At 34.8% G+C, this 24,966-nt stretch carries 18 protein-coding genes; 2 read left to right on the top strand and 16 right to left on the bottom strand.

The window, feature by feature from the left end; translation table 11 throughout:
- Nucleotides 1-537 precede the first annotated feature (537 nt).
- The 6 genes from J6O61_RS13030 to J6O61_RS13005 form a co-directional block, all read right to left on the bottom strand.
- Nucleotides 538-1,050 carry a hypothetical protein gene (locus J6O61_RS13030; protein WP_292214037.1) on the bottom strand — a complete coding sequence of 171 codons (513 nt, stop codon included), beginning with the start codon at nt 1,048-1,050 and terminating at the stop codon, nt 538-540.
- Complete coding sequence (locus tag J6O61_RS13025) at nt 1,028-1,381, bottom strand: hypothetical protein (RefSeq protein ID WP_292214035.1); 354 nt, start codon at nt 1,379-1,381, stop codon at nt 1,028-1,030. The genes J6O61_RS13030 and J6O61_RS13025 overlap by 23 nt, the downstream gene beginning before the upstream one ends.
- Before the next feature lie 175 nt (nt 1,382-1,556).
- Nucleotides 1,557-2,171, bottom strand: a complete 615-nt coding sequence (locus J6O61_RS13020) for a hypothetical protein (RefSeq protein ID WP_292214033.1) — start codon at nt 2,169-2,171, stop codon at nt 1,557-1,559.
- Nucleotides 2,143-3,135: a glycosyltransferase family 4 protein gene (locus tag J6O61_RS13015; protein WP_292214029.1), complete on the bottom strand. Its 993-nt coding sequence runs from the start codon at nt 3,133-3,135 to the stop codon at nt 2,143-2,145. The genes J6O61_RS13020 and J6O61_RS13015 overlap by 29 nt, the downstream gene beginning before the upstream one ends.
- A gap of 219 nt (nt 3,136-3,354) precedes the next feature.
- Entirely contained in the window at nt 3,355-4,263 is a 909-nt protein-coding gene (locus J6O61_RS13010; RefSeq protein WP_292214026.1) for a glycosyltransferase family protein, read from the bottom strand.
- 35 nt (nt 4,264-4,298) lie between these two features.
- A complete protein-coding gene (locus J6O61_RS13005; protein ID WP_292214023.1) occupies nt 4,299-6,680 on the bottom strand; it encodes a glycosyltransferase family 2 protein in 2,382 nt (793 codons plus the stop codon).
- Nucleotides 6,681-6,811: 131 nt separating this feature from the next.
- Here J6O61_RS13005 and J6O61_RS13000 point away from each other — a divergent pair, with 131 nt between their 5' ends.
- Nucleotides 6,812-7,798 (top strand): DUF6492 family protein, encoded by a 987-nt coding sequence (locus tag J6O61_RS13000; RefSeq protein ID WP_292214020.1) that lies wholly within the window; start codon nt 6,812-6,814, stop codon nt 7,796-7,798.
- A 41-nt stretch (nt 7,799-7,839) separates the two neighbouring features.
- Here the strand turns inward: J6O61_RS13000 and J6O61_RS12995 are convergent, their stop codons facing one another.
- From J6O61_RS12995 to J6O61_RS12955, 9 genes are all read right to left on the bottom strand, one after another.
- Entirely contained in the window at nt 7,840-9,018 is a 1,179-nt protein-coding gene (locus J6O61_RS12995; RefSeq protein ID WP_292214017.1) for an N-acylneuraminate cytidylyltransferase, read from the bottom strand.
- Between the two features lie 82 nt (nt 9,019-9,100).
- Entirely contained in the window at nt 9,101-9,976 is an 876-nt protein-coding gene (locus J6O61_RS12990) for an N-acetylneuraminate synthase family protein (RefSeq protein WP_292214014.1), read from the bottom strand.
- 56 nt (nt 9,977-10,032) lie between these two features.
- On the bottom strand, nt 10,033-11,697 hold the full coding sequence (locus J6O61_RS12985) for a methyltransferase domain-containing protein (protein WP_292214011.1): 1,665 nt from the start codon (nt 11,695-11,697) through the stop codon (nt 10,033-10,035).
- A 72-nt stretch (nt 11,698-11,769) separates the two neighbouring features.
- Nucleotides 11,770-12,831 carry a GT-D fold domain-containing glycosyltransferase gene (locus J6O61_RS12980; RefSeq protein WP_292214008.1) on the bottom strand — a complete coding sequence of 354 codons (1,062 nt, stop codon included), beginning with the start codon at nt 12,829-12,831 and terminating at the stop codon, nt 11,770-11,772.
- Nucleotides 12,821-14,359 (bottom strand): 6-hydroxymethylpterin diphosphokinase MptE-like protein, encoded by a 1,539-nt coding sequence (locus tag J6O61_RS12975; RefSeq protein WP_292214005.1) that lies wholly within the window; start codon nt 14,357-14,359, stop codon nt 12,821-12,823. The genes J6O61_RS12980 and J6O61_RS12975 overlap by 11 nt, the downstream gene beginning before the upstream one ends.
- A 27-nt stretch (nt 14,360-14,386) precedes the next feature.
- Nucleotides 14,387-18,232, bottom strand: coding sequence for an HAD-IIIC family phosphatase (locus J6O61_RS12970; RefSeq protein WP_292214002.1), 3,846 nt, complete (start codon nt 18,230-18,232; stop codon nt 14,387-14,389).
- A gap of 19 nt (nt 18,233-18,251) precedes the next feature.
- Complete coding sequence (locus J6O61_RS12965; RefSeq protein ID WP_292213999.1) at nt 18,252-19,415, bottom strand: CgeB family protein; 1,164 nt, start codon at nt 19,413-19,415, stop codon at nt 18,252-18,254.
- Nucleotides 19,412-20,584, bottom strand: coding sequence for a glycosyltransferase family protein (locus tag J6O61_RS12960; RefSeq protein ID WP_292213996.1), 1,173 nt, complete (start codon nt 20,582-20,584; stop codon nt 19,412-19,414). Before J6O61_RS12960 ends, J6O61_RS12965 begins: the two co-directional genes overlap by 4 nt.
- Before the next feature lie 59 nt (nt 20,585-20,643).
- Entirely contained in the window at nt 20,644-22,596 is a 1,953-nt protein-coding gene (locus J6O61_RS12955; protein ID WP_292213994.1) for a glycosyltransferase, read from the bottom strand.
- 466 nt (nt 22,597-23,062) lie between these two features.
- Between J6O61_RS12955 and J6O61_RS12950 the strand changes: the two genes are divergently transcribed.
- Nucleotides 23,063-23,866 carry an alpha-1,2-fucosyltransferase gene (locus J6O61_RS12950; RefSeq protein WP_292213992.1) on the top strand — a complete coding sequence of 268 codons (804 nt, stop codon included), beginning with the start codon at nt 23,063-23,065 and terminating at the stop codon, nt 23,864-23,866.
- Nucleotides 23,867-23,988: 122 nt separating this feature from the next.
- Here J6O61_RS12950 and J6O61_RS12945 read toward each other — a convergent pair whose 3' ends face one another.
- A complete protein-coding gene (locus J6O61_RS12945; RefSeq protein ID WP_292213990.1) occupies nt 23,989-24,813 on the bottom strand; it encodes a flagellin N-terminal helical domain-containing protein in 825 nt (274 codons plus the stop codon).
- Nucleotides 24,814-24,966: the final 153 nt, after the last annotated feature.

The following is a 24,966-nucleotide window of genomic DNA, read 5'->3' as shown; positions in this document are numbered from 1 at the left end:
TAAAGCCGGCACACTTGCTTTACTTCATATTTCAACCATATCTCCTTTAACCTAAAAAAGTATTAAAAAGCATCCAATTAATCCAAATCAACCATTTCAAAAAAATTATCTCATAAACTAACTATTATTCCTTTTGCACAAACCGAGGAAATTATTCATAATCTCTTATATAATCTACTTCCTTATATTTCCGATGCCATTACTATCAGAACAGTATCTTCTGAGAAATCATATATTATTACGTTCGATGAAATCTTGGCTTGATTATTATATTCATACAACTTACTTCCAGTACTTTTTCGATTTGTAATAGTGTAGATATTTCAATGCCTTAATCATATCGCATTATATCATATAGTATATATATTATCTTCATATCGAACACTAATCAAGAATCATATTGTACAAGTTCGCATAAACTCAACTACAATAGCTTATCTTTTCATAAATGCATGGATATAATTTCAAGGTAACACAAAAAATCATTACTTTTTGAAGTAACCAATGATGTTGTCAATTCTTTCATTCTTTCATCAATCAACTAATTGCCTTTTTGTAAAAAAAGGAATATCGAGCGCTACTATCGCCGTAGTATGCATCCCATTTATCCATGTGTCTAAGCGCTACACCTTCACTGTCATAAACTATATTCTTTGCGTCATGAAGATTTAGTACTATTCCTTTTAACTTTGAATACACCCCGGCGTCAATCTGCTCCAAATAGTCAAAAACAGCTTCGTGAAGTATGAATATCACACAGATTTTATCAGCTGACTCCTCAAAAATTTTAAATGAGCGTCTGATTTTGTCTATTCCCCTTTCTTTATAATGCATGAGCATACTGATACTAGCATAATAAATCGCGTATTTTCTGCATTTGAATGCACCAACAAGTTTATCACAATCACTTATGTCAACATCTTTAATATCCGTGCTGTTATTTTTCGGACATGCTTCACTATTTTGTATAATACATTTCTGCTCACAGTACTTGCCGGTTTCCTCTCCGCATAGCCCTTTCATCGTGTCAATATAAAGTTTTCTCATCATGTTTATCTTTTACTATTCCATTGTAATCGCAGTCATAATAAAATATCGGAATTACATGCACCTCTTTTTCATCATCCTGAGAGTATTCCTCCCAAAGCTTTTCCATCGTTTCCCACCAGCATGCGCGACATGGAAGAAAAACAATTATTTCTTTGTCTTTCTTTTTGGGTGGTGCAAGCACACTTAAGGAGTAGCGCTTTATTGAAGTAAGAAGTGCTTTATCGTCAATAGTGTATCTGTACGGATTTCTTCCTATGTTGTTTTTAAGGATCCTTTCCTGCTCACGATATACCGGATAGTTATGAAATATCCATTCTTTGGATACGCGCATAAAATCCCCATATTCTATATTGAGCACTTCGTCATATCTAGCCGGTGCAGATATATATGTATTTTCAAACGGAAGATATACTGTATTATCAAAAAGCTCTTTTATCTATGTGAATTATCAGAAGTAAAAAAGGCATCCTTTGGGAACATACCCCTTCATTCTCTCATTCTACTATTCATAAAGCGGAAACATGGCTTTCGCAGACCATAAGGTCTGCTCCCAAATAATACTTCTTCCAATTTTTCATCTCAAAAAAAACGTCTGTTTTCTTGCACAAAGCGCAAATCCAACCATTAGGTTTTAAAATTCGAAAGAATTTATTTTCTAATTCTCCACTACTATCTGCATGAATGCTTCCATACAAGAAAATGATATCTGCCTTTGACTGTATCTTTATAAGTTCTTCCAAATCGTATATAACCTCATATTTTGTTTCTGGATGCAATTCTTTTGCTATATTCTTAATATGCGTCGACAATACATCATCCGATGCACCTATTTGTATCACGTATTTAGGAAATTTATTCCTGATATGTTCTCTTATAAAAAGAACATCAATCAACGAATAATAACTTTCATACTTAATTAAATTACTATTTTTTCCACAAATACTCTCATGCATTTCCATGTTTCTTAATATGATGTTAGGTATTGTTACATTTGTAAATTCAGAATGAAAAGGTATTCTTCCTCTATTAGACAAATAATCATTAAGGTTCAATAAAACTTCTTTACTAGAATTTTCATCAATATATGTAAATTTATAATCCCTTAGTACAAAGTCTCCCATATATATCCCCAACTATTTTCTCAAGATTATACATTTCTTTTCCGCGCTTGTAAGCATTTAAAGACATTTTAGCCAAATCCTTATTTTTTATTAAATCAAGAAGCATATCAGCATAGGCATCTTCATCGTCTGTATCAGTATATCCTCCGGTTTCTCCATCTCCTATAATATCCTGATATGCACCTATCTTGGTAATTGCCATAACGCATCCTGTGCATATTGCTTCAGACATAGCATTAGGCGTTCCTCCTTCCAGAACAGATGTTGACACAAATATTTTTGCCTTCTCATATTCTTTGTGCAATTTTCCCTTATCTTCAATGTTTCCGACAAATTCTATTTGTTCTTTCATTTCAGGATAGTAGTCAAAAAATGTATCAACATATTCATTAAATGGTTCTTCTACAGGACCAACCAACCTTAATTTCCAATCAGGAACTTTATCCGATATTTTTTCAAAAGCCCCAAGTAACATACTGATGTTTTTGGGTATATCGTTTATTCTCCCAACGTATAGAAGGACATTATCTCTTTCGTCAAATTTAACGTATTCAACATTGCTTGTTCCCTTTTCCAGGTTATAGTACCCATTTCTTTCGCATACCACTGGCCAGTACCATTTATCATTTAAAAAAGTTGTCATTTCTGTATCCGACTGCCACATAAAATCCAAATTATCAAAATAATCATAGAATGGATTCATATAGAAAGGAATCCTGTCTGCAAAATCCGGGTTCATATCCAATGCACAAGCCAAAAGACATTTATCATTTATTTTTTTTATGACAGCTGCCATTTCCAAATTATGATCTGTAATACCGTATAAAATAAGAACATCCAATTCTTTCCCATTTTTTTTCAAATACTCTATCTTGGACTCTAATGAATTATCTTTTAACTTTTCCACTCTGAATCCATTCATCTTCTCTAAATATGGATACTCTTCTCCCTTTCCACAAACCATAAACGCATCACATCCATGATTTTTATACAGTAAGTAAGGGACTAAACCACAATCTTTTCCCAATTCGCGATTATCCCATGGTCTCTCTTGTCCCGACATCATAGCTATTTTCTTTTTTCTTCTACTCTTATCATGATTGGAATACATCTTAATCATTCCTTTTTTCTATTTTGAAACTTAAACACTTTCAAAGAGCAAATTATTCATCAATTCCACCACTTAAATATAATCATTTAAATACTCATCTACAAACAGAACCCTATTTTCTTCATATCCTGACCAATTTATTGAACCAAAATCATGGAGACACCAGGTATTCTTTTGATAAGGCACAACAACATCGTATCCTTTTTTTATAAATTCCAATGATTGAGATACATCATAAAAATCCCATCCCTTAAAAATATCCGCACGCCAATTCAAATCTACACATGTCGCCATCAGAAATCCATCTATAAGTTTTACCTGACAATCCCCTTCAACTGCAACTCTCTCATCAAATGTTTCAGCTATTGACTCTTCATTTGATACAGAATGTACAACTGCACCAACTCTGTCTGCCTGCCACATAACTCCGGAATTGGGAACATACAGCGCTCCAAGCATCCCTATTAATCCCACTTGTGAATTACGATTAAAACAATCCACTATCTCATATATAAAATATGGATTAAGAATCCTGACATCCTGATGAAGATATACTTTATATTTAGCTTTCGATGAATGCATAGCATCGTTATATCCAGCACACATAGATTTCGCACCTTCAATAGCTTTTTTTTCAATAGCCATTCCATCCGGTATATCAAGTCTATCTATCCAGGCATTCATTTCATCCAGTTCAACCTTTTTATTAAAGCATGTGATAAAGCAAATGGTTTCCCTATCAATTTTTACGTTTTGAGGTTTTTCAAAAAAAACAACGCTATCTTTACCTTTATAAATTCTGTCAAATACATATTGTGGATTCAATGAATAAGCATTTAGAATATCTACCAGATTTTGGGACGAAATATCATTGCTGTACATATAATCAATCACCTCGTAAGGTGACATTTCAGGCCACCATTCAAGTCTTTGACATAGCTTTTTTAACTTGTCATATTTCCCGGTAATCTTTTCTATCATCGGATTTACTCCCTGTATACTCATCTAAACATATACTAAAAAGATTGATTGACATAATCACATATTTTTGCTGTTACATCGGAATAAACTTTAGGTGTAAATACATTTACAGAGCCTTCAAAATCACTTTGACCATCTATAAAATCACTGATTCTTATTACTTTTATGTTTTCATAATCCTTAACAAAATCAATTATTATTGGATTAATTTCCCTATATATCTCAAAAAGCCCGTTTTCATCGTTAGGGCAACTGTCGAATTGTTTTTCACTGCCAAGCAAAAGAATAACAATAGTATTACTGCTTATACCTGTGCATATTCCTTCAAGAGCGTTAAATAATTTTCTGACCATGCTATCACTATCATCAATCCATTCCCCTGCAGAATATTGCAAAAAGCTATAGCAAACTACGTTGTACATCCCTGTAAATATTTTCGTTGGCAAATTGTCTTTCCACACTTCTTTATCAGTATATTCTGTTGTGATATTTCCACCGATAATGTAATTTGCAACAGGCGCAAATGAGTTTTGAAGTTTCAGAAGAATCCGTAGTGATTTATCAGCCTTGTGATTGCCTGCAACATCGTCAGAACACTCTTCTATAACAAAATCTGAAATGCTGTTTTTTTCAAACAAAGAAATTACCGGTTCTATAATGTCAATTTCAGGACAGCCAAGCCTGTTGTAAACAAACTGCTCTATTCCCAATCCTGTTACAACATATGAAAAAGAAAAACATTTTAGTTTTGACATTCGCTTATCTAATGCATAAAAACCTATGATGCCGTAATCAGTATCTTCATCCCTTGCAGTAAGATATGCGCACTCATTCCAATCATCAACTATTATCTTTCTTAATTGTTCTTCAGATAAATATGCTTTTGTATAATTGAGAAGCTCACAATCTTTCAAAAAAGCGCTTAATTTACTGATTTTTCCAAAGCAGTTTTTATTTATAGTAATAAATATTTTTTTATCGGATATTCCTGCATTTTCATACATCTTTTCAAAAAGAGCATACCGCTCCATACAATCGTTATGTATGGCAGAAATTGGTAATCTGGCAAAAAAAGCATTTAAGTATGGCATTATATCAGATCCGGCTGTCCTAAACCTTCCATTATACGGTTCAACGGAATCTGAAATAAAAAGTATCCGTTTATCCAATATTCCCATTGAATCAATTTTATAAGTTATATCTTTTACATTTTTATATGAATAAGGAATGCAGATAATCCCATGCAGCATCAACATTGAAGAAATATTTTCATCAAATATTTCTTCATCCACGGCAATTATCTTCAGATCATTAAAAGAAAAGTTATCATATTTATGAATACGAGTAATTACAAGAGCCCCAGGTTTACACAGTGCAGATATAATCTTTTGTCGGCTTGTATCAAGTGAATAGCTATCATCCAGAATCAATGCATCAAAAACATTATCCTGAAAATAATCTTTTAATCGTTCTGCATTTTCAAAAATATTAGCGTTATTTCTTTGAATACTGTATAACTTCTCATCTTCTTCTACGCCATACCCCTTTGCATTACGAAAAAGACTTTCAATAGCTTTGATCTCAGCTCCAAGTCCACATCCTACATGCAAAAAAGTAAATGCGTCATCTCGTTTAAACGGAAACATAGAGATTACCGCTCCACATGGATACGCATAATCCAATATGTCAAATCCGTATTTTTGAATAAACAATTTATGGTGATCATAAGAAAGATTGTTTTTGCCGGTCTTGGCAAAACTAACACTTCCTGCGTGATAAATAAAACTATCTCTGACTAGGATAAGTTTATATCCTCTTCTTAATATTTCCATTGAAAGTGCATCGTCTTCATAGTATCCCGGGGCAAAATCCTCATCGAAACCACCAACTTCATCCCATACATTTCTTTTGATTAAAAGTGCAAATCCATTAAGACGTACTTTTTCAAGATATCTGTCACATTCATCTATGGATAGTTTTTCCCCAAAATCACTATATTTCTCAACATTCTCAAAGGTTATTTCCAATTGCTGTCTGTTTCCGGCATAATTAGAAACAGCACCGACAGCACCTATTTTTTTATTTTGATTCAAAGCCTCCTTTAACCTTGGCAATGATTTGCTATTTAGAACAGTGTCATTATTTAGCAGAAAAACATCGTATTTTTCATAATCTGTTCCAATCGTTGCCTTTACTGCCTGATTACACGCGGGACCAAATCCGATATTTTCGGAGTTCTGTATAAGCATGATATCAGGTTGCTCAGAAAGCCATATATTTACACCATCAGTAGATGCATTATCTACAACCACAATTTTGTAAGTACCCTCTTTTAACGAATTCCGGATACTATATATACATTCCTGCATATATCGTTTTGCATTGTATGAAACAATTATTATAAGTACACCATTCATAAATCGCACCGCCAATGTTTGAAATGACGAACATAAATTGATGTTGTATAATTAAGTATATCAATATTTAAAATAAAATACAAAACCAATAGATTCATAAATATACTGAAGTTCTTGTGGAGGTTATACAAATGAAGCAGAGTCGCATGTCATTACTATTCCCTTGCGTTATACCAACGATTGTAAAAGACTATCAACGTATGCGACTACATTACAATCGTTTTTTTAAGTTTCTGCCAATAGACCGTATTATTTTTGTAGGACCTGAAAACCTCTTGCCTATTATAGAAAGTGATAAAGCTAACGATATTTTTACAAATCACTCTATTGAATTTATTAATGAGACCAGCCTTCTCGATATCGATCCCTTAAGACCTGTTTTCAACAGTCTGATTACACCTGAAAATAATTTAAAGCCCACGGCAATAAACTGGTATTATCAACAATTTTTAAAAATGTCTTACGCTTTAATTTGTAAATCCCCATATTACTTATGTTGGGATTCTGACACTTTGCCACTAAAAAAAATAGAAATGTTCAATTCTGATGGAAAACCATATTTTGATATAAAATCTGAACATAATGAAGTTTATTTTAAAACAATCGAGAAACTCTTTGGTTTTGGAAAAATAATAGAAAAATCATTTGTTTCAGAGCATATGCTTTTTAAAGTGGATTTAATGAAAGAAATGCTTTCTGAAATTGAACGAACTGACTTTAGCGGAGAGCATTTTTCCGAAAAAATACTATATGCTGTTGGTTCAGAAAATTTAAACCAGGGGTTTTCTGAATTTGAAACATTTGGTTCCTGGGTCGGTGTACGACATTCATCTGAATACAAACTACGAAACTGGAATTCATTCCGCAACACCAATTTCTTTGTAGACATTTCTGATGTTTCAGAAGAAGATCTGAATTGGCTGTCAAAAGATTTTGATGCCGCAACTTTTGAAAAGTATCAGGAAACCAACACAACCCTGAATACTCTTTTCAAAGATTCCAGATACAGAGAAAACCTAACCCCAAAACAGTTTTATACCTCAATATTGGAAAGTGGTGTTTTTGGCGATTATATAGATGGTTCGATAAAAGACTGTGAGTTCTCCGCCCCTTTGTGAAATTTAGTAAAATCTACGATGTGCTGATATTTATTGTAAAACTATATGTTTTCTGAACCCATAATCAACTCTACCACTTCCCTGATAACGCCTTCTCCACCATTGGCTTTTGTTATATATTTTGCCACACTTTTCACTTGTGGCAAAGCATTCGCTGGGCAGCATCCAAACCCCACCATTTTAATTGCATCCATATCGTTGATGTCATCGCCAATGTAACAGACATTGTTTAATGAAACCCCATACTCTTTACATATTCTCTTAATTGCAGTAAACTTATCCTTACAACCAGCTTCTATGACATCAAGTTTTAGTTTCTCTGCTCTCCTACGATTCAATTCAACATTTTCGCTTGTTATTATTCCAGTTAGAATTCCTTCTTGCTTCAATATCTTAAACCCCATACCATCTTTTGTATTGAATTTCTTAAGCTCATCACCATGTTCCGAGTAGTACATACCTCCATCTGTAAGGCAACCGTCACAATCAGTAAGAAAAATCCTGATGTCCGGCCTCTCTGATGGTGCAGTTATACCATTCTTCTTCATCAAAGCTTCAATGATAATCCAATCACTTGGCTCGTCAATCTCAAAGAATGTTTCTTCACTCATTTCAACAACCCTGATATTCCCGGAAACGCGATTATGAAACCTAAGCAAATTATCTTTTGAGTTGATATAAAATGCGCCATTCTCTACAAGATAACCATTAAACTCTTGACGTCGTGGACGATGAAAAACATCATAATTTGAAGGGGATGCAAAGCCATTCTCATCGTTTATCCATTGAAAACGTTTTTGCCGCACTACAGAAAGAACACTATCCGTATCTTCCTGTTTGAAAATATCAAACCCCCTATTTAAATCCTCAACTTGCAGAAGTGGAGATGTGGCCTGAACAAGCACTATATTATCAAAATCAAATTTCTCCGCAAATTCAAGCATTGCATGTTCCGTAGGTGCCGTATCAGAAGCCGACTCTGCTGATCTACCAATAACCTCAACCTTTAAGAATAAATCGGCCTCAATACCTTTCTTAAACGATTCAACAGTCTCTTTGATTACATCACTATCCGTTGCTACATATACCTTATCGATGTATTTGCATTCACACGCAGCTTTTACAGTCCAGTATACAAGCGGTCTTCCATTTATTATTTTTATATTTTTAAGAGGAATAGATTTGCTTCCGCCTCTTACCGGAATAAATGCTACGTTCATAAAATTTTCTCCAAATTACAGACTCTTTTATATATAAATTAACCAGGTAGCCACTATTTTATACCACCTAATTGTAAGAATTTTAATGTTTTCTGAACTTTAGCTTATCTCTCTGCACCTGCTCAATCGGTAGTACCTCCTGATCCTTAAACGTCAAAGCTTCATGGACAGCATTGAGATTTCTTACAAGCTTTCGAATCCCATCCGGCTCAAGTGACGCTGCTTGATCAGTTCCTTTCCAAGTACGATCCAGCGTATAGTGACGTTCAATATACTCTGCTCCAAGTGTATAAGCAGCAACATCGACCGCAATGCCAAGATGATGCCCGGAGAATCCAATAGCTTTTACTCTTCCACTATACTGTTCTTTCATACGTGTCAGCTCAAGCAGGCAGATATCCTTAAACGGTACAGGATACCCTGATGTACAATTGTAAAGAATCAAATCCTTCGCTCTACCATTCTTTTCAAACAATTGAATAATCTGTTCTTCCTCCTCATGTGTAGTCATACCAAACGAAAGCTGAATTTCTCCCTCATAGTTACTACAAAGCCACTGAAGCATCTCAAAATGCGTATTGCAGGCAGAAGGAATTTTTATAAATTGTGGGTGAAGGGATGTTATCTCTTTAGCACTTGTCAAGTCCCATACTGATGTTGAGTAAATAATGCCCGCTTCTTCGCACCATTTCTTAAGCTGTGCATGTTGATCAAGATCAAACTCCAGAAACTCACGATGAGCACCATAAGTATCACCATAAGAATTCGCAGGGTTCGGATGAGGCGCATTATACTGCTCTAGTGTAAGCAATTCTTTAGGACACCGCTTCTGAAACTTAATTGCATTCGCCTTACAGAAATGTGCCGCTGTTTCAATTAAATCTTTAGCAATATCCATTTGTCCCATGTGGTTACATCCAGCTTCAGCAATTATGAACGGTTTATTGTACTTAATCATTTTTCTTGCTCCTATAATTAAATTGCAGCACCCCTATCAACTATTTCCCATTACCTCTAATCATTTTTCCTCGCACAAACTATGTACTGCACAACATCAAAACACTCTCTTCCAACAACACCTTCAATACTAAGCAACTTATCCCAAAACTCTTTATGTACTTTTGTAGAATCTGTTGGATATGTAGACCCTATCATTTCAGTAATAACATATCCCCGTTCACTAAACATTTTTACAATTTCTTTACCTGTAAAAAATCTAAGATGAGTCCTGTCCAAAACGCCCTGATCCTGATAAGTAAAATTACCATGTAAAAGCTCATAAATAACAGGCGCATTTAAAATATTGGGGATACTGGCGATAATACATCCTCCTTCATTAAGCTGCCCTTTAAGCCTTTCCAACAGAGAATACGGATCCACTAAGTGTTCCAACACATCTCCAAATATGATATAGTCATACTTCTCATCTTCTGAAAAAACGTAATTTTCAATATTAGCGCATTTCATATCAACTATAAGCGCCCCCACCTTAGCAGCACTTTCCACTAACTCTATTCCATGAACATTCGCATTTGGATACATATACTGAATTCTTGAAAGGGTAGATCCAAGCCCTGCTCCAACCTCAAGGATTTCCAGTTGTTCTTTATTCGGCTTGATCATACTTGCCAGTTCAAATCTTGTATTCATATAGTATTCGGGCGAAAATCCCCATTTTTTCTTAATTAGTTTCTTGTCTTCGCCATAAAATTCAAGATTTTTCCTGTTTTTCTCATTTACTATATAGTGAAACACATAGCTGTTCCAGCATACACAGTTGTAATACCCTTCCTGAAGCATCTTCATTCCTATATCTATATTCAGAAAGCCTTCTGAACGGATACTCTTATCAGGAGGTTGTACCTTTTTAACAGCTTCTTTTCTCAATAGCATAAAATTGGTGTCTAATGCTACTTTTTTCTCATATGTTACCTTGTCCGGAATATTATTCTTAATAGCAAATGTCCTTGCCTGAACAGGAGTTTTTACCTTATCATTTACAGGCACCTGCTTATAATAGGCAAAATTAGAAATACAACTGCAGGCACCAATTTTATCATCATCATAAAGGGCCATCCTGAGATTGAACAGTGAGTTGGGGAGCAACAATGCATCACTGCTTAAGAAAAAAATATCCTCATCTTCACCTGCCTTCATCATCACGGCTTCCAGAGTCTGCGGATATGACTTGTACTGTCCTCTGTTTATAATTTCATATCGATAAGACTTTTCGTAACATGTTTCCTCTATACACTTTTTACACTCCTCAATATATTTATCATCGATATCTGCAATGACTCCAATAAAAATATTTTTAACATCCACATTATTATCTTTATAAAATGCCGAAAGCATCTCTTCAATCATGTCAGCATCTTCCAAAATACCACTTTTTTTAGCGTAAAAAAGCGCATTTTCATAGGAAAGCCATGCTTTATTAACGTTTTCTCTGCTATAGTAATTTCCGAGCAAAAGATATAACTCATGATTTTCTATTTCTTGTTCAAGTCCTCTTTTGATGAAATCAAACATACTGTCCCATTCACCAAAATGTTCCATAATTGTAGCTCCAAGTATACAAAGTGTTGCATCCAAACCATTTTCACTTGTATACTCCAAAAAATATTCGAGAGCTTCTTCCCATTTTTCATTTTGAATAGCTGTAATAATCTTCTCCATTTATATCTCACTTTCTGTTAGTTTGTTTTACCTTGAGAAATCACTAGAGTTTTCTTTCATCTCCAATCTGAGTCATATTACTTTTTCTATAATCTGTTGTTCATAAACCGGATCAATAATCTTATCAATCTGTCTTCTCTCTCCTATCTCGTCCCAACTACAGTATTTATATGAAATATTCACATCTTCGATAGAATTAAGACCACGTACAAATTTTTCGTAATATAGATCTATGTGTCCAATATCAATAGCCCAATATCCCTCTTTATACAGATCATATGCTAAAGCCGTAGCCGTCGGTCCAAGTGCTAATAGAATCAACTTGTTTTTAGAAATTTTAGTAGCTGCATTCATAATTTCTTCATACTTATCAATTGCATTTTCTGCAGGAGCAATTATACGTCCTATACTTTTTGCATTATCAAAAAGATTATTACCCACACCCATACCGGTATGTTCGCCCTCTATAAACACACAATCTTTGTTTTCCCAAATCTCTCTTAATTCATCAGTATCCTGCTGAGTTTTTATTTCATGAATAAGAGCATCACCATAAATCCTATCAGGATCTAGCAGCTTCGCATGCATTTTCCTTACTTCAGGACGCATGTACGCTCTGACACCATCAGCATCAGTTTCGCTAAGATTTTCCAAATTGCCATAGAACCTTTTTTGTAGCCCTAATAATATTCCTTCCTCATCGCTTTTTAATACATTTTTTAACTTATCTGCAAGTTTTTCTGAAGGAGCCTGAAAGTTCCATCTACCCACACCTGCAATTATTGCGAACTCTCCGTCTCCAAATCTGCTAAAACACTTATGCTTATCAATTATAGTACGCCTTGTCTTTGGTTTACTCAAAATATTAGGAATAAAAATCTTCGACTTAAATTCTGTATCTCGCATCTCATAAGGCAGGCTTTCGATACGTATCCTATTGATAAATGCATACTGCTGAATATTTCTTAAATCTTTCTTTTGCTGTTCAATTGTATCCAACATCTTATTCAGGAGCTTAAGAGTTTGCTCCTGCCATATCTTCATTGCTTCATTCTCAGCTTGAAGCTCTTCTATTTTCCTTAGAATTTCCAGATACTCTCCATCCACAGGTTCTACCTCCGAATTAATAAGCATTATTCTTAGCCCCTTTAATAAAGGCTCCGTGTTTAGACATATTTATGAATTCTATATTCGAATACTGTTGTATTTTTCCCTCTATAATCTGTCTAAATAAGTTGAATGTCGGAGCTGTCTCAACCATTCCTCCATCCACAGATTTAACCAGCATCGTGTTATCCGACTTTGCAAGTTTCCCGTGAGGCATCCCCTTGGCATAATCATTTCCTCCAGGGAAAGCAAGATCCAGCCCTACAAGATATATTTTCTTCGCTCCAAGTCTTGCTGCTGCCTCAATTGCCATACAGGAAACTGTTCCTGAAACATCCCAGTTATCGCCCTCTTTATCTTTTTCTTTCTTCATTGATTCTCCGGAAGACGTGGAAATAAAGACTATTTCTCCTTTATACTTATATGTAAACTTCCAACTCGTTACCCGATCACAGATCATAGGAACTGCCTCTGTTATATCCTCTGCCCCATCAATGTGTTCAAGTAGCTGGTCAAAAGAATCCGCAGCTACAAACAGATCGGGCTTAATCGCTTCATCTTTTACTCTTTTTATCACAGTGTTGACAGCAACTATTTTTCTTACCCCCAAAGATTTTCTTATAAACTCCATATTGTCATCAAATGACGGTCCAGCTGCCAGAACAATCCACTCATCACTATTGATATCCTTTTTTAATGAATCAAAAGATTTATGTGGTAGTTTTTTATTCTTCCACCGGTTTATCTTTACTATATCATCTAATTCCCAACCATATTGAAGACAATCAACAATATAATCAAATTGACCGTCAAACTTTCCTCTGAATTTCCATTTCTTTTCTGCTGTTATATAGATACATTTGCTTTTATTGTTAAAATCAATATCATCCAAAAACTCCCCTATAAGCACATCACTATCCGGATTATGCCTTATTGTCAAATTATCCTGATTGATCCAATCAAGTACTCCATAATGTCTTGCATAATCAATCATCTCTGAGTTATCCTCATATATCACTATTGAAACAGCCCCATCAGATAATTTCCAAATTTTATATGGTAAATATCCAAGGCCGCAACCTAAGATAATAATGTTTTCCATTTCGGCGTCATAAATAGCCGCAGCTACCCTGCCTGCCTCCTCCATTGGGTCATGCACATCATGCATGTATCTTCCTGTATCCGCACTTTTTATTGTAAGAAAACCGCTGTCACTGCTTTTTAAAAGATACCCTCTGTCCTCTACTTCGATACCGGTGAACCGGGCCATATAAGCATATATCCCCGGAATCAGTTTTCCTGTAATAGTTCCTGAAACATAAGACTGATCATTCCAGTTATTTACTATATCTAACGCTATATTTTGAAGTCTCGTTGCTTCACCGGAATCTGATTCAGCATATTTTGAAAGCAGTTTTTGTAATTTCGCCATACTTTCATTAAAAATTCTCAATGCTCTTCGAACATCATATCTTGATAGAAAGCGTACACACTCCCTTAAATCATCAAGTATAAGCGCATCTGAATAGACTTCTTCCAAAAATTGTTCTGCCAAATTTCCCCTCCAAACTTGCCACGTTTTTTATCTTTCAATGGCTTCATTTATATATTCACAGATCTTTCCGGCAATCTTGTAATAAACATTTCTTGTAAGATGATTAACACTATTTCTAAAGTCTTCTTGAGAAGTTATATAATCAGATAATTCAATAATTCTCATTCTGTCATGATCTTCAGCAAACTCTCTGATTGCCGGATTTATCTCTTTATATATTTCTGCCCTTCCGCCAAACTCCTCATCATCTCCTTCATAGTCTGTCTCGCTTCCAAGAATCAATATTATTATTGGTTTCCCTTTAACATGGTAGTAAATATAGTCAAGATTTCTAAAAAGAAGCTCAATAGGCGTAATACCTGCAAACTCCCACCTGGAGCTAAAGTCATCAATGATTTCAGCAGTCAAAGGATAATCATGTCTTTGTATTTCTCCACTTATGTATTTTTCCTTAAAATCTTTGTCTGTCAGCGGATAAACTGCGCTACCAAAGCTGATATAATTACCTGTATCTTTGTTTCGGTAAAGCCCCGCACAGCAATCCTGAAGCAAGCTATAGCAGATAACATGATACTCAGAAGAAAATATCTTTGTGGCAAAGTCACCCTCTGTTATAAATGGAACTTCATCAATAATTTTTGAAATTTCTGAAGAAGATAAATTAGCGCTGTCCCATATGTGCATTGAGTGATTCTGACCTGTTGTGATAAAGCCTTCATCATTTACATAGTTAAACTCAGTAGTAATTCTCCCACCTGTCAAATATGGGGCAATCTGATCAAGGTCACATGGTCCTTTTAACAGGACCTTTGCCCTCTTTTCCATTAGATAATCGTTTTCTATTTCTGAAGAGATATCTTCTTTTATCCATGGCACACTTTTATCATTTAAAAGAGCTATTGACACATCTCCATTAATCTCAAATTTAGGGCAGCCAAGTTTGTTATACACATACTGCTCTACTCCCATACCAAGAATTCTGCACGAGAAAAGAAAATGCTCCATTTTCTTTTCTCTCATGTTATAGCAGTAAAAACCAACTATACCGTAATCCCCGAACTTATCTCTGACCTTGATATAAGCAGAATCATTCCAGTCGTTTGTAATAAGTCTTGTCAGTATTTCCTTATGATCTCTGTTCTTCGTGTAATTGAGCTGGTTAGAGCGCATCACAAGCTCATGAATTCTATCAATCTCTTCAAGGCAATTTCTGTTTATGCTTATCCTTATATCACTGTCATACAAAAACTTTTCTTCTGACTCAGAATTTATTTTCTCTTCATTCTTTCTTTCAAGAAGCTTGTAACTTTCAAGTCGCGTATGCTTTTCATCTCTTGCTTTCGTTCTGGCAAAATAAGTAGAAAGATATGGTATGATCTGCGGTCCCGCCGTCATAAGCCCATCGCAATAATACCTTGCCTGCTCAAGATTTCTTACATTATCATCTATAAAAAGAACATTCTCCGGCCTGAGATTCATAGTCTCGATTTTGTTTTTTATTTGAATTCCTTTTTCATCCCAGTTAATATTGTTAAATACAAACAGATTTGAAATACCCGCTTTTTCCAGTTCATCAATGACTTTTTCTTCGTCATTTTTAGATGATATGCTATTTACAACACCATGATCGGTAATGCTTTTAATCAGCTCAACATTTGACATGGGTAAAATAACTTCACCTTCCGAAAGTATCCCCTGCCAGAAGGTATCATCCATATCCCAGACTATCATCTTGATATTTTCATATGGAAATTCCTCAAGCTCACAATCTTTGATAAGAACTATGCAGTCTTTCATGAGTATTCCTGAAAGCTTTTGCTTTAATTCATCACTCATTGCCTGAAGATCATTTTTTTCTATTATCATTATATTGATAAAAGGTGCAGGACTATTGCTCAAAAGTTCATCTGCGGAGCTATATATTTTTTCAGTTGCTTTCGCAATGTCATACAGTTCTTTTTTTGGCTCTATTCCAATACATTCGCTGTTTGGGAACAAGCTTCTTATAGCCTTTAGTTCAGCTCCCAAGCCGCATCCATAGTGAAGTACGGTAAAAAATGCATTTTTTCCATATGGAATTTGAGAAATCACTGTTCCATCGGCATATGCATACTTCATTATGTCAAATTTATATTTCTCTTTAAAAAGGGCATAGTTTTTTTGAATAATACTGTTATAATCAGTTTTTATAAAACTCTCTGAACCCGCATGATAAATAAAACTATTCCTTACTACTTTCATGCGGTAGCCACGCCTTAGTATTTCCATTGACAAGGCATCATCTTCAAAGTATCCGGGAACAAAATCTTCATCAAATCCGCCGACTTCATCCCACACTTTTCTTTTTATGAGCATAGAAAATCCCGACAGCCTGACTCTTTCCAGACAGGAATCTTTCATCGGTACATTGACTTTCTCTCCATAATCTATATACTCATCAACCGTATCAAATTCAACATCAATCATTTGCTTGTTTCCGGCATAATTTGATACACTACCAACTGCTCCAACATCTTCTGCTGAATACAAAGCTTTTTTTAAGAAGTAAAGTGCATCAAAAACAAGTCTGGTATCGTTATTTAAAAGAAATACATCATACTTTTCATATTCGGTTCCGATTGTAGCCTTTACAGCCTGATTACACGCAGGACCAAAACCTACGTTTTTCTCATTGCGTATATAAATGATATCTTTCTGCTCCGAAAGATATTTATCCACTCCATCAGTTGAACCATTATCAACAACAACAATTTTATAACTGTCATCCGGAAGACATTTCCGTATACTTTTCAGATTTTCCTGCATAAAGAACATAGCGTTATAAGACACCACTACTATTAGTGTCTTATTATCATTCTCACTGCTCATATAATATCCGCCTATTTTTACATTGGCTTTTGAAATATCTTCCGTATCATCTTCCCATACTTCTTTATATCCATCGCGGTATTCCATCTGAGCTATCTGTAACATCTTTTTTGCAGACAATTTTTGTTGATATTCCGGATTATCAAATAGATGACGATTGGTTTTTATTTCATCCTGTCCCCTTTCAAATGAAATGGCATCAAAATCCCGCCCCAGCCATTCAAAATCTCTGTCACAAATGGTATTAATATCAAAAAAGCTCCCTCCAAGTCTAAAGGAATGCCATTCTCTAAGTTTGTACACTTCCGGAAACTTAAACGCAACATAAGTTCCATAGGTTTCAAATTCACTAAACGATGAGTCATATATTTTCTCAGGTTCTATTGCATTAATTATTTTCTCCCAAAATGTATTCCCCTCTATTGAAGAATTATTCTCTATATCTGCAATGAGATTCTGCATTATATCTTTTCTTATCAGCATATGCTCGGAAATAAATGATCTCTCAATAGCCTTGCGAAATCCCGGTAATATCTTTGCAAGTGTATCAAAATATTCAGGATGATATTCGTGCTTAAGATCAAGATATGGCTGTCCGCTGTCTTTGCTAAACATATTTATTGTTCTGCAAGGCACAGTATCTCCATCCCATACCATATAGTAATCATCCTCGCAGCTTGATGAATACTGCATTTTTAAAAACTGCTGATAATACCAGCCTGTGACTCCTCTTGGAAGTTCCTGACCATTTAGCTGATCTTTTAACCGTCCAGAAATATGGCTATGCACTGCATCAAAAGGAATAACATCATCTTCATTTATCCACAACGCTTTTTGACTTAAGTTTTCATCCTCACCTATAATATCTTTTACACCTTTAGTTCCTATAAAGCATATTTTTCCATATTTGAAACAATCAATTAGTCTTGGATAAAGTGGTAAAAGACGTTTACAATCACTAGGTGTAACAATTATCAGAGCATTAAAATGAATTTTACTATTCATACAGTTTCAATCCTTCTCATCAGATAATCCCTGCTATACTAAACATTTTGTATAATTTATCCTCATACCTGAAGTTTTTCTTAACATTTTCATATCCGGCTACAGCTATTTTTCTCCGTTCATCGTCATGTTTTAAATAATAGCCGGCTAAATCGAGTGCTTCATCAATACTGTCGAAAATTACAACTTCCTTTTTATCCTCAAAAAACTCACAAATCTCCGGTTGGGGATTAGTCATCAAAAAAGCTCCGCATCCCATAATATCCAAAGCCCTTAATGGTATTGCACTCTGAGCCGATCTTAGACTACTGTTAAGATTAATCTTACTTGACTTAAACATAACCGGCATTTCATTCTCATAATCTACTGCGCCGTGTCTTTTAACATTCTTTAATATTCTTTTCTCCTGTTCACCGTAATCAAGTGTGTACAAATGAACCTCAAATCGCCGCCCGAGCATTTCAAGAAGCATGGTTCTGTCCATCCATGTAATATACTCTGCAATCGTATAAGATAACTGCTGTTTTACCAGTTTTAAATTATTGCCGTTTGCTTCATATTGTCTGTTTATTTCATCAATAATGGGCTGCGTGATCAGATCATCCACAATCCATTTGTCCTTCATTTTCCTTTGGACTTCAATAACTTTATCAATATACTCATTTATTTCTCCGGACAGTCCCTCTTTGATATATGCTATTTGTGATCTGTAAAGTTTCCCCATGAAAGAAATATCAGCCTTGTACTTTTTATCCGGTGTGAATATGTCATACTTCGTAGTATTTACAGCCAAAGGCATATGCCAAAATCGGTCATAACCGTATTTTTCATACTTCTCTACCTCTTTTTTATCAAAGTGAAATATATAATTTGTCTCATATCCCATTTCCTCACAAGGAAGAACATTCATTGGCGCATCGTATGGCCATGAAATATATTTAATTCTCTTCTCATAACATATCCTGGCTATCACAGGATAAAAAACCGTAGACATAGCAACGTCATATTTTAATGTGGTCAGTCTATTTTCAAATTCAATGTTAAACTCCTCATTTACATAAATATTTTTCCCCTTAAAGTCATAGTAAAGTTCATCTACAGAACTACTCCCAAATATCTTTTTAAGAAAAAAAAGCATATCCTTATTTACGAATGAAGCTGATTTCACCATTAAAATCTTCACGTTGCGTAGTTCTCCTCACTAATATAGTCAAGTAAAAGCCTTGCTCTTTGCCCCCATGTGTCCTCATTTTGAGCTCTTTGGTAGGCTTTATCTGCTATCATTTTTCTTTTGTCTTCATCCTTTAAAAGTTCTTTTAATCTTGCCGGGAGTCCGGAAATATTATCAAGCTTAAATAATATTATTTCTTCCCCATTACTATATTGTTCCTTAAGACATGTACTCATATCACTTACTACAACACTTCTGTTGAGCATACTGTTCGCAATTCTTTCAGTAAATCCATCTTTATGCCATAACATGATATTTAACGACAATTTAGATATACTGTACTCATAAAGGCTTTCCTTTGGAGTTACCGCTGGCTTAATCAAAAGATGCTCATTCCCATAAAACGGACTACTCTCCCAGCTATTACCATAAACGGTCACATCTATATCACTTTCCAGCAATGTCCTTATGACCTTTTCCCTATAATAATATGCAATACATTTCACTATTATTTTCAGGCTGTCCAACACTTCAATAAACTTTTCATCGTCATATTCAATTTTTTCTTCATCCAATACCATTTTTAGGTTTTCTTCGGCAGTCTTATTGATATTATGTTTCAGTTTGCATAAGAATGAGCATGCTAAATGTTTTAAGGCTTTATCACTTTTTCTTATTACAGGGAAAATATTTCTATAATTTTCATATGTTCCCATAAAAATAATGTCTTGTTTCTTCTCTTCTGCTGAATTTTCTGATTCCGTTCCTCCCGGTGGAAGTAAATACACCCCGGCAATATTTCTGTAATATTTTCCTATGAACTCTGCATAATTCCTATCATGTGTGAGAACATAATAGTTTAGCGGAACATTTTTCAGCTGCCTGCTCAGCCAAATCGGATGGTCAAAACAAAAATTAAATTTAGGGCCTTCTATCAAATCATGAAGATAACAATTTTTTGATTGAAGATAGATTTCAAATATTTTTGTTTGAAAGCCTATTATCGCAACATATTTTTCTCCTATAAGATCAGTAATTGAAGACAATCCTTTTTCTATGTCATAGTAAGTCACGCTAAAGCCCATGTATATAAAAGCATTTCCTAATTGCTCTGCCATGTGATCCAGTATGTTATAGCAAACATCCGAACCTTTGTATATCAATACCTTTTCGTTTGACATTGTGCCTCTTTTTTACAAATCACGAGATTTTAAACTCAATAATAGTGTATAATTCTCACCTACTTAATAATCTCACACCAATCAGCAATATCTTCTTTTTCTGATTCTGAAAGATACTCATTTCGGTTATAATCAGAAAAATTATCTTTCATATAATTAACTAATAATTCTATGTTATCCATTGGCAGTTCTTTGAATTCAGCTGAAACATAAAGAATAATGTTTTTAAAAACTTTTATGTAATATGCGTATTCTAGTTCTCTATAAAGTGCATTAAAAAGATTCAGCTCTTTGTATTTGTCAACAGCCATAGCAAAAACTTTAAATACATCCATATAATAGTCCTTTATAGCTGAAGACTTCATTATGCCTTCACTATTCTGATAGTATAAATAGCCATTATATTTAATATGTAGCCAGAAGTCTGCTTTAGCCACAACTGTGTAAGTGAATAAGATATCCTCCATCCTATACCCTTCCGGAAATAAAAGGTCTATATCACCTTTTAAAAAATCACGATTAAACAATTTAGCCCAGGCTGAATTAAAAAATAGATTATCTGCCAAAAGCTGTCTTCTATCAAATTCACTTTCAACAACTGTATAATATCCCTCCACATATGCTTCATCCTGTTTAGTAGGAAGCTTATCATCAAAAATGTCAAAATCGCATGAAACTACGTCAGTCTTATAACATAGTGCATTCAACAACAGCTTTTCCAACATATCCGCCCTAATATAATCATCCGAATCAACGAATGAAATATAGTCTCCAGTAGCATATGTAAGCCCTATATTCCTTGCCCTGCTCAAACCACCGTTTTCACTGCAATTCACCATACATAATCTATCCGGGTATTTCTTTTCATACTTTTCCAAAATATCTATTGTATGATCCGTCGAACAGTCATTTACAGCAATTATCTCTAATCTTTCCAGCCCAACAGTTTGATTAATAATACTGTCCAGACACCTACCTATATATTTTTCAACATTGTAGCAGGGCACTATAACGCTTATTCTATCTTTAATGATTGGTTTTAATGCACCTAATTCATGTGACACTACTCTTCTGCCATTTACAGCGGCATATATTTTGGCATAAAAATCAAATAGTGCAATTTCATCTTTATAGTCAAATACGGATTCCCGACACTTTTTTTCTGACGCAAAAGTTATTCTTTCATTTGCTATATCATCAAGAATACAAGCCAAGCCCTCTATATCGTTATCCTCATAAAGACATCCTGTTTCATTTTGTATTATCACTTCTCCTACCCGGCTTGAATGGTTTGCTATTATCGGAAGTCCGCAGCTTAGCGCTTCAATAGCTACAAGCGGAGAGCCTTCAAACATAGATGATAAAACAAGCGCAGTTGTACCCTCTGCATATTTCCATGGATCATCAGTCCATCCCATAAAACTAATTCTATTTGCTACGTCAAATTCATTGGCAAGGTTTATAAGTTTTTCTTTTTCATCCCCATCACCAATTATATCCAGCTTCCATTCTGTTCTTGCAAGTGCTATTGCACCGATAATTATCCCGATATTTTTTTCTTCAGATAACCTTCCTACAAAAAGTAATGTTCCTTTATTTCTTCTCTCAATAGGGTGAATTTTGGATAAATCAACCGGATTGTTTACACGATAGATAATTCCATCAGGATCTGCATTTCTTATAGCCCCGGCTATTTCATTACTAATTGCAAAGTGAAGATCAGCATACTTTACATAGTCTCCCCCTCCAAAATTTGATGCCTCATACATACTTAATGGTGCATGTAGCCAAGATGCAACAATAAAATTTTTATTTAGCTCTTGAGATGTCCTTTTAGCAACATATGACATCATCGGCCATGCAGTTGCTAAAACCAGATCAGGAGCACCATGATGCTTAATATAATTAGTATATTCTGATATAAAATCATGCAATTCGTGATCTTCTCTGGAAGGAAAAATAAAACTATATTCCATGCATTCATCTGCCCACTTCACTCCCTCATATATCATCTGTATGACTCGAACACGGAAGCCTTTTTGGCACAAGTATTTGCCAACCATATTAATGCAGTTTTCCCCTCCACCTCTGGCTGCTACTGCAACAAGAACATCTATTACCGGTTTTTCAATCGTCCTAATATTCTGTCTCATTATGCACCATCCAATAATATATCTATAATAAATTATAATCTATATACCGTTTTTATGCTATACTAAAAAGTGATAAGTGATATTTGAGGAAAAGGCCATGAAAATTATTTCGGTTGACAAATCATCTTTGTTGACTATCCGTAATCAGCAGTGTAGTCAACTATTAAAAATTGCTATATCTAATACTAATGGTCAAACTGTTTTTGACTATTCTAACGAGAATGATGTTAATAAAATAGCGGAATCAATAGACTATATACTAACTTATTTAATAACAGGTGACGTAAATATTACAGTTACACTTAAATAAGTGGAGAATATGTAAATGAATTTTTTTGAGATTACCGGTGGTTTAGGCAACCAAATGTTTCAATATACATTCGCAAGATATGTGGAATCATTAACAGGTCAGGCTTCTGTTTTATATCTTAACTTCTATGATTACGTCAAAAATGATCCTGCCTTAGCCAACAGAGATTTTGACCTATCAAAATATAATACAGACTTTATTTCAGTTAAGGGAAGCGTTGGATACAGACGGCTTATTTATGAACCTGATCTAACAGATATTTCAGATGATTATTTCCTTGATTTTTTTAAAGGATACTGGCAAGACAAAAAATTCCTTGAAACAATCTATCCTTCAATAAAGAAAGAACTAACTTTAAAAGATAGCTTTATTACTGATGAACTCAGACAAATATCTTCAGATATGCAAAATACTTTATCCGTATCTATGCACATAAGGCGAACAGATTACCTGCATAGTGGAAACTTTGAGATGTTTACTCAATTGTCCCCTTTGTATTATGAAAAAGCATTAAACATTCTTTCTGATTTTGTAGGAGACGATATTATCTTATATATTTTTTCGGATGATCCTGATTATGTAGCAGAAAGCTTTCAATTCATATACAATTACAATTATTTTCTCATGCCATTAAGAAAAGCATACCAGGATATGTACCTTATGTCCCACACAAAATATCATATTATAGCAAATTCAAGCTTTAGTTGGTGGGCTGCGGCCTTATCAGTTCATCCTGAATCTATCACAATAATTCCAAACAAATGGTTTAACAACGCCCCTGCGCCTGACATCTGTCTTAGAGGCTGGATTTCGATTTGATTTTTACATAAGAAATTGTACGATTTTTATCATATCGTGAAAAAACGACTCCGGAAAATCCGGAGCCGCTTTTGGTAGTCGCAATGTATGCATCAGAATGCTTAATACTACGAACCAATAAATTAGCCGAGAAGTGAAAGTACTCCCTGATTTGACTGGTTAGCCTGTGCCAGCATTGACTGTCCAGCCTGTGCAAGGATGTTGTTATTTGAGTACTTAACCATCTCTGCAGCCATATCTGTATCACGAATCAGTGATTCAGCTGCTGTTGTGTTCTCATTGACATTGTCAAGGTTCTTGATTGTGTGCTCAAGTCTGTTCTGGATAGCACCGAGATCTGCTCTCTGGCTGGAAATTGACTTAATAGCTGTCTTAATAGTATCAATCGCAGAACGTCCATTAGATCCGTCTGAACCTGTTACCTTAATGTTAGATACACCGATTGTATCAGCAGACATATTAACGATAGAAACTTTGATATAATCGTTAGGTGACTGGTCTGCACCAACCTGAATTTCTTTTGCTGTGAATGATCCATCAAGAAGTTTTGTGTCGTTGAAACTTGTTGTTGTAGCAGTACGTGTAATCTCAGAAAGAAGGTTATCTACTTCCTGCTGGATGTAGTCACGATCCTGAGACTGAAGTGTATCTGTACCAGCCTTAGTTGCAAGTTCATCCATTCTCTGAAGCATATCATGTACTTCAGTAAGTGCTCCTTCAGCTGTCTGTACTGCTGAAATACCATCCTGAGCGTTAGCAGAAGCCTGTGTAAGACCTCTGATCTGACGTCTCATCTTTTCAGAAATTGCAAGACCTGCTGCATCATCTGCTGCTCTGTTGATCTTGTAACCTGATGACAACTTCTCACTTGACTTTGCCTGAAGTCCAGTTGTGATACCAAGCTGTCTCTGTGCATTCATCGCTGTTACGTTGTGTTGTACTACCATATTATTATCCTCCTTGAATTTGTACGGCAGCATCCTTGCTGCTCGTTTAGTAGTTTCCGAAATGACTTTAACGCTGGCTTAAAATCATTCCTTTTTTGTTACACTTTTATTATCGACTATAATTCTAAAAACTTTACCCCTAATTTTATAAAT

This window comes from Butyrivibrio sp., from assembly GCF_017635265.1.
Lineage (GTDB): Bacteria > Bacillota > Clostridia > Lachnospirales > Lachnospiraceae > Butyrivibrio.
This window is presented reverse-complemented; position numbering and strand designations above follow the sequence as displayed.

Coding starts and splice junctions, on each gene's coding strand:
- J6O61_RS13030 (WP_292214037.1), bottom strand. CDS start 1,050: ATGATGAGAAAACTTTATATTGACACGATGAAAGGGCTATGCGGAGAG.
- J6O61_RS13025 (WP_292214035.1), bottom strand. CDS start 1,381: ATGCGCGTATCCAAAGAATGGATATTTCATAACTATCCGGTATATCGT.
- J6O61_RS13020 (WP_292214033.1), bottom strand. CDS start 2,171: ATGGGAGACTTTGTACTAAGGGATTATAAATTTACATATATTGATGAA.
- J6O61_RS13015 (WP_292214029.1), bottom strand. CDS start 3,135: ATGGTTTGTGGAAAGGGAGAAGAGTATCCATATTTAGAGAAGATGAAT.
- J6O61_RS13010 (WP_292214026.1), bottom strand. CDS start 4,263: ATGATAGAAAAGATTACCGGGAAATATGACAAGTTAAAAAAGCTATGT.
- J6O61_RS13005 (WP_292214023.1), bottom strand. CDS start 6,680: ATGAATGGTGTACTTATAATAATTGTTTCATACAATGCAAAACGATAT.
- J6O61_RS13000 (WP_292214020.1), top strand. CDS start 6,812: ATGAAGCAGAGTCGCATGTCATTACTATTCCCTTGCGTTATACCAACG.
- J6O61_RS12995 (WP_292214017.1), bottom strand. CDS start 9,018: ATGAACGTAGCATTTATTCCGGTAAGAGGCGGAAGCAAATCTATTCCT.
- J6O61_RS12990 (WP_292214014.1), bottom strand. CDS start 9,976: ATGATTAAGTACAATAAACCGTTCATAATTGCTGAAGCTGGATGTAAC.
- J6O61_RS12985 (WP_292214011.1), bottom strand. CDS start 11,697: ATGGAGAAGATTATTACAGCTATTCAAAATGAAAAATGGGAAGAAGCT.
- J6O61_RS12980 (WP_292214008.1), bottom strand. CDS start 12,831: ATGCTTATTAATTCGGAGGTAGAACCTGTGGATGGAGAGTATCTGGAA.
- J6O61_RS12970 (WP_292214002.1), bottom strand. CDS start 18,232: ATGAATAGTAAAATTCATTTTAATGCTCTGATAATTGTTACACCTAGT.
- J6O61_RS12960 (WP_292213996.1), bottom strand. CDS start 20,584: ATGTCAAACGAAAAGGTATTGATATACAAAGGTTCGGATGTTTGCTAT.
- J6O61_RS12955 (WP_292213994.1), bottom strand. CDS start 22,596: ATGATATATGAGGGAGTGAAGTGGGCAGATGAATGCATGGAATATAGT.
- J6O61_RS12950 (WP_292213992.1), top strand. CDS start 23,063: ATGAATTTTTTTGAGATTACCGGTGGTTTAGGCAACCAAATGTTTCAA.
- J6O61_RS12945 (WP_292213990.1), bottom strand. CDS start 24,813: ATGGTAGTACAACACAACGTAACAGCGATGAATGCACAGAGACAGCTT.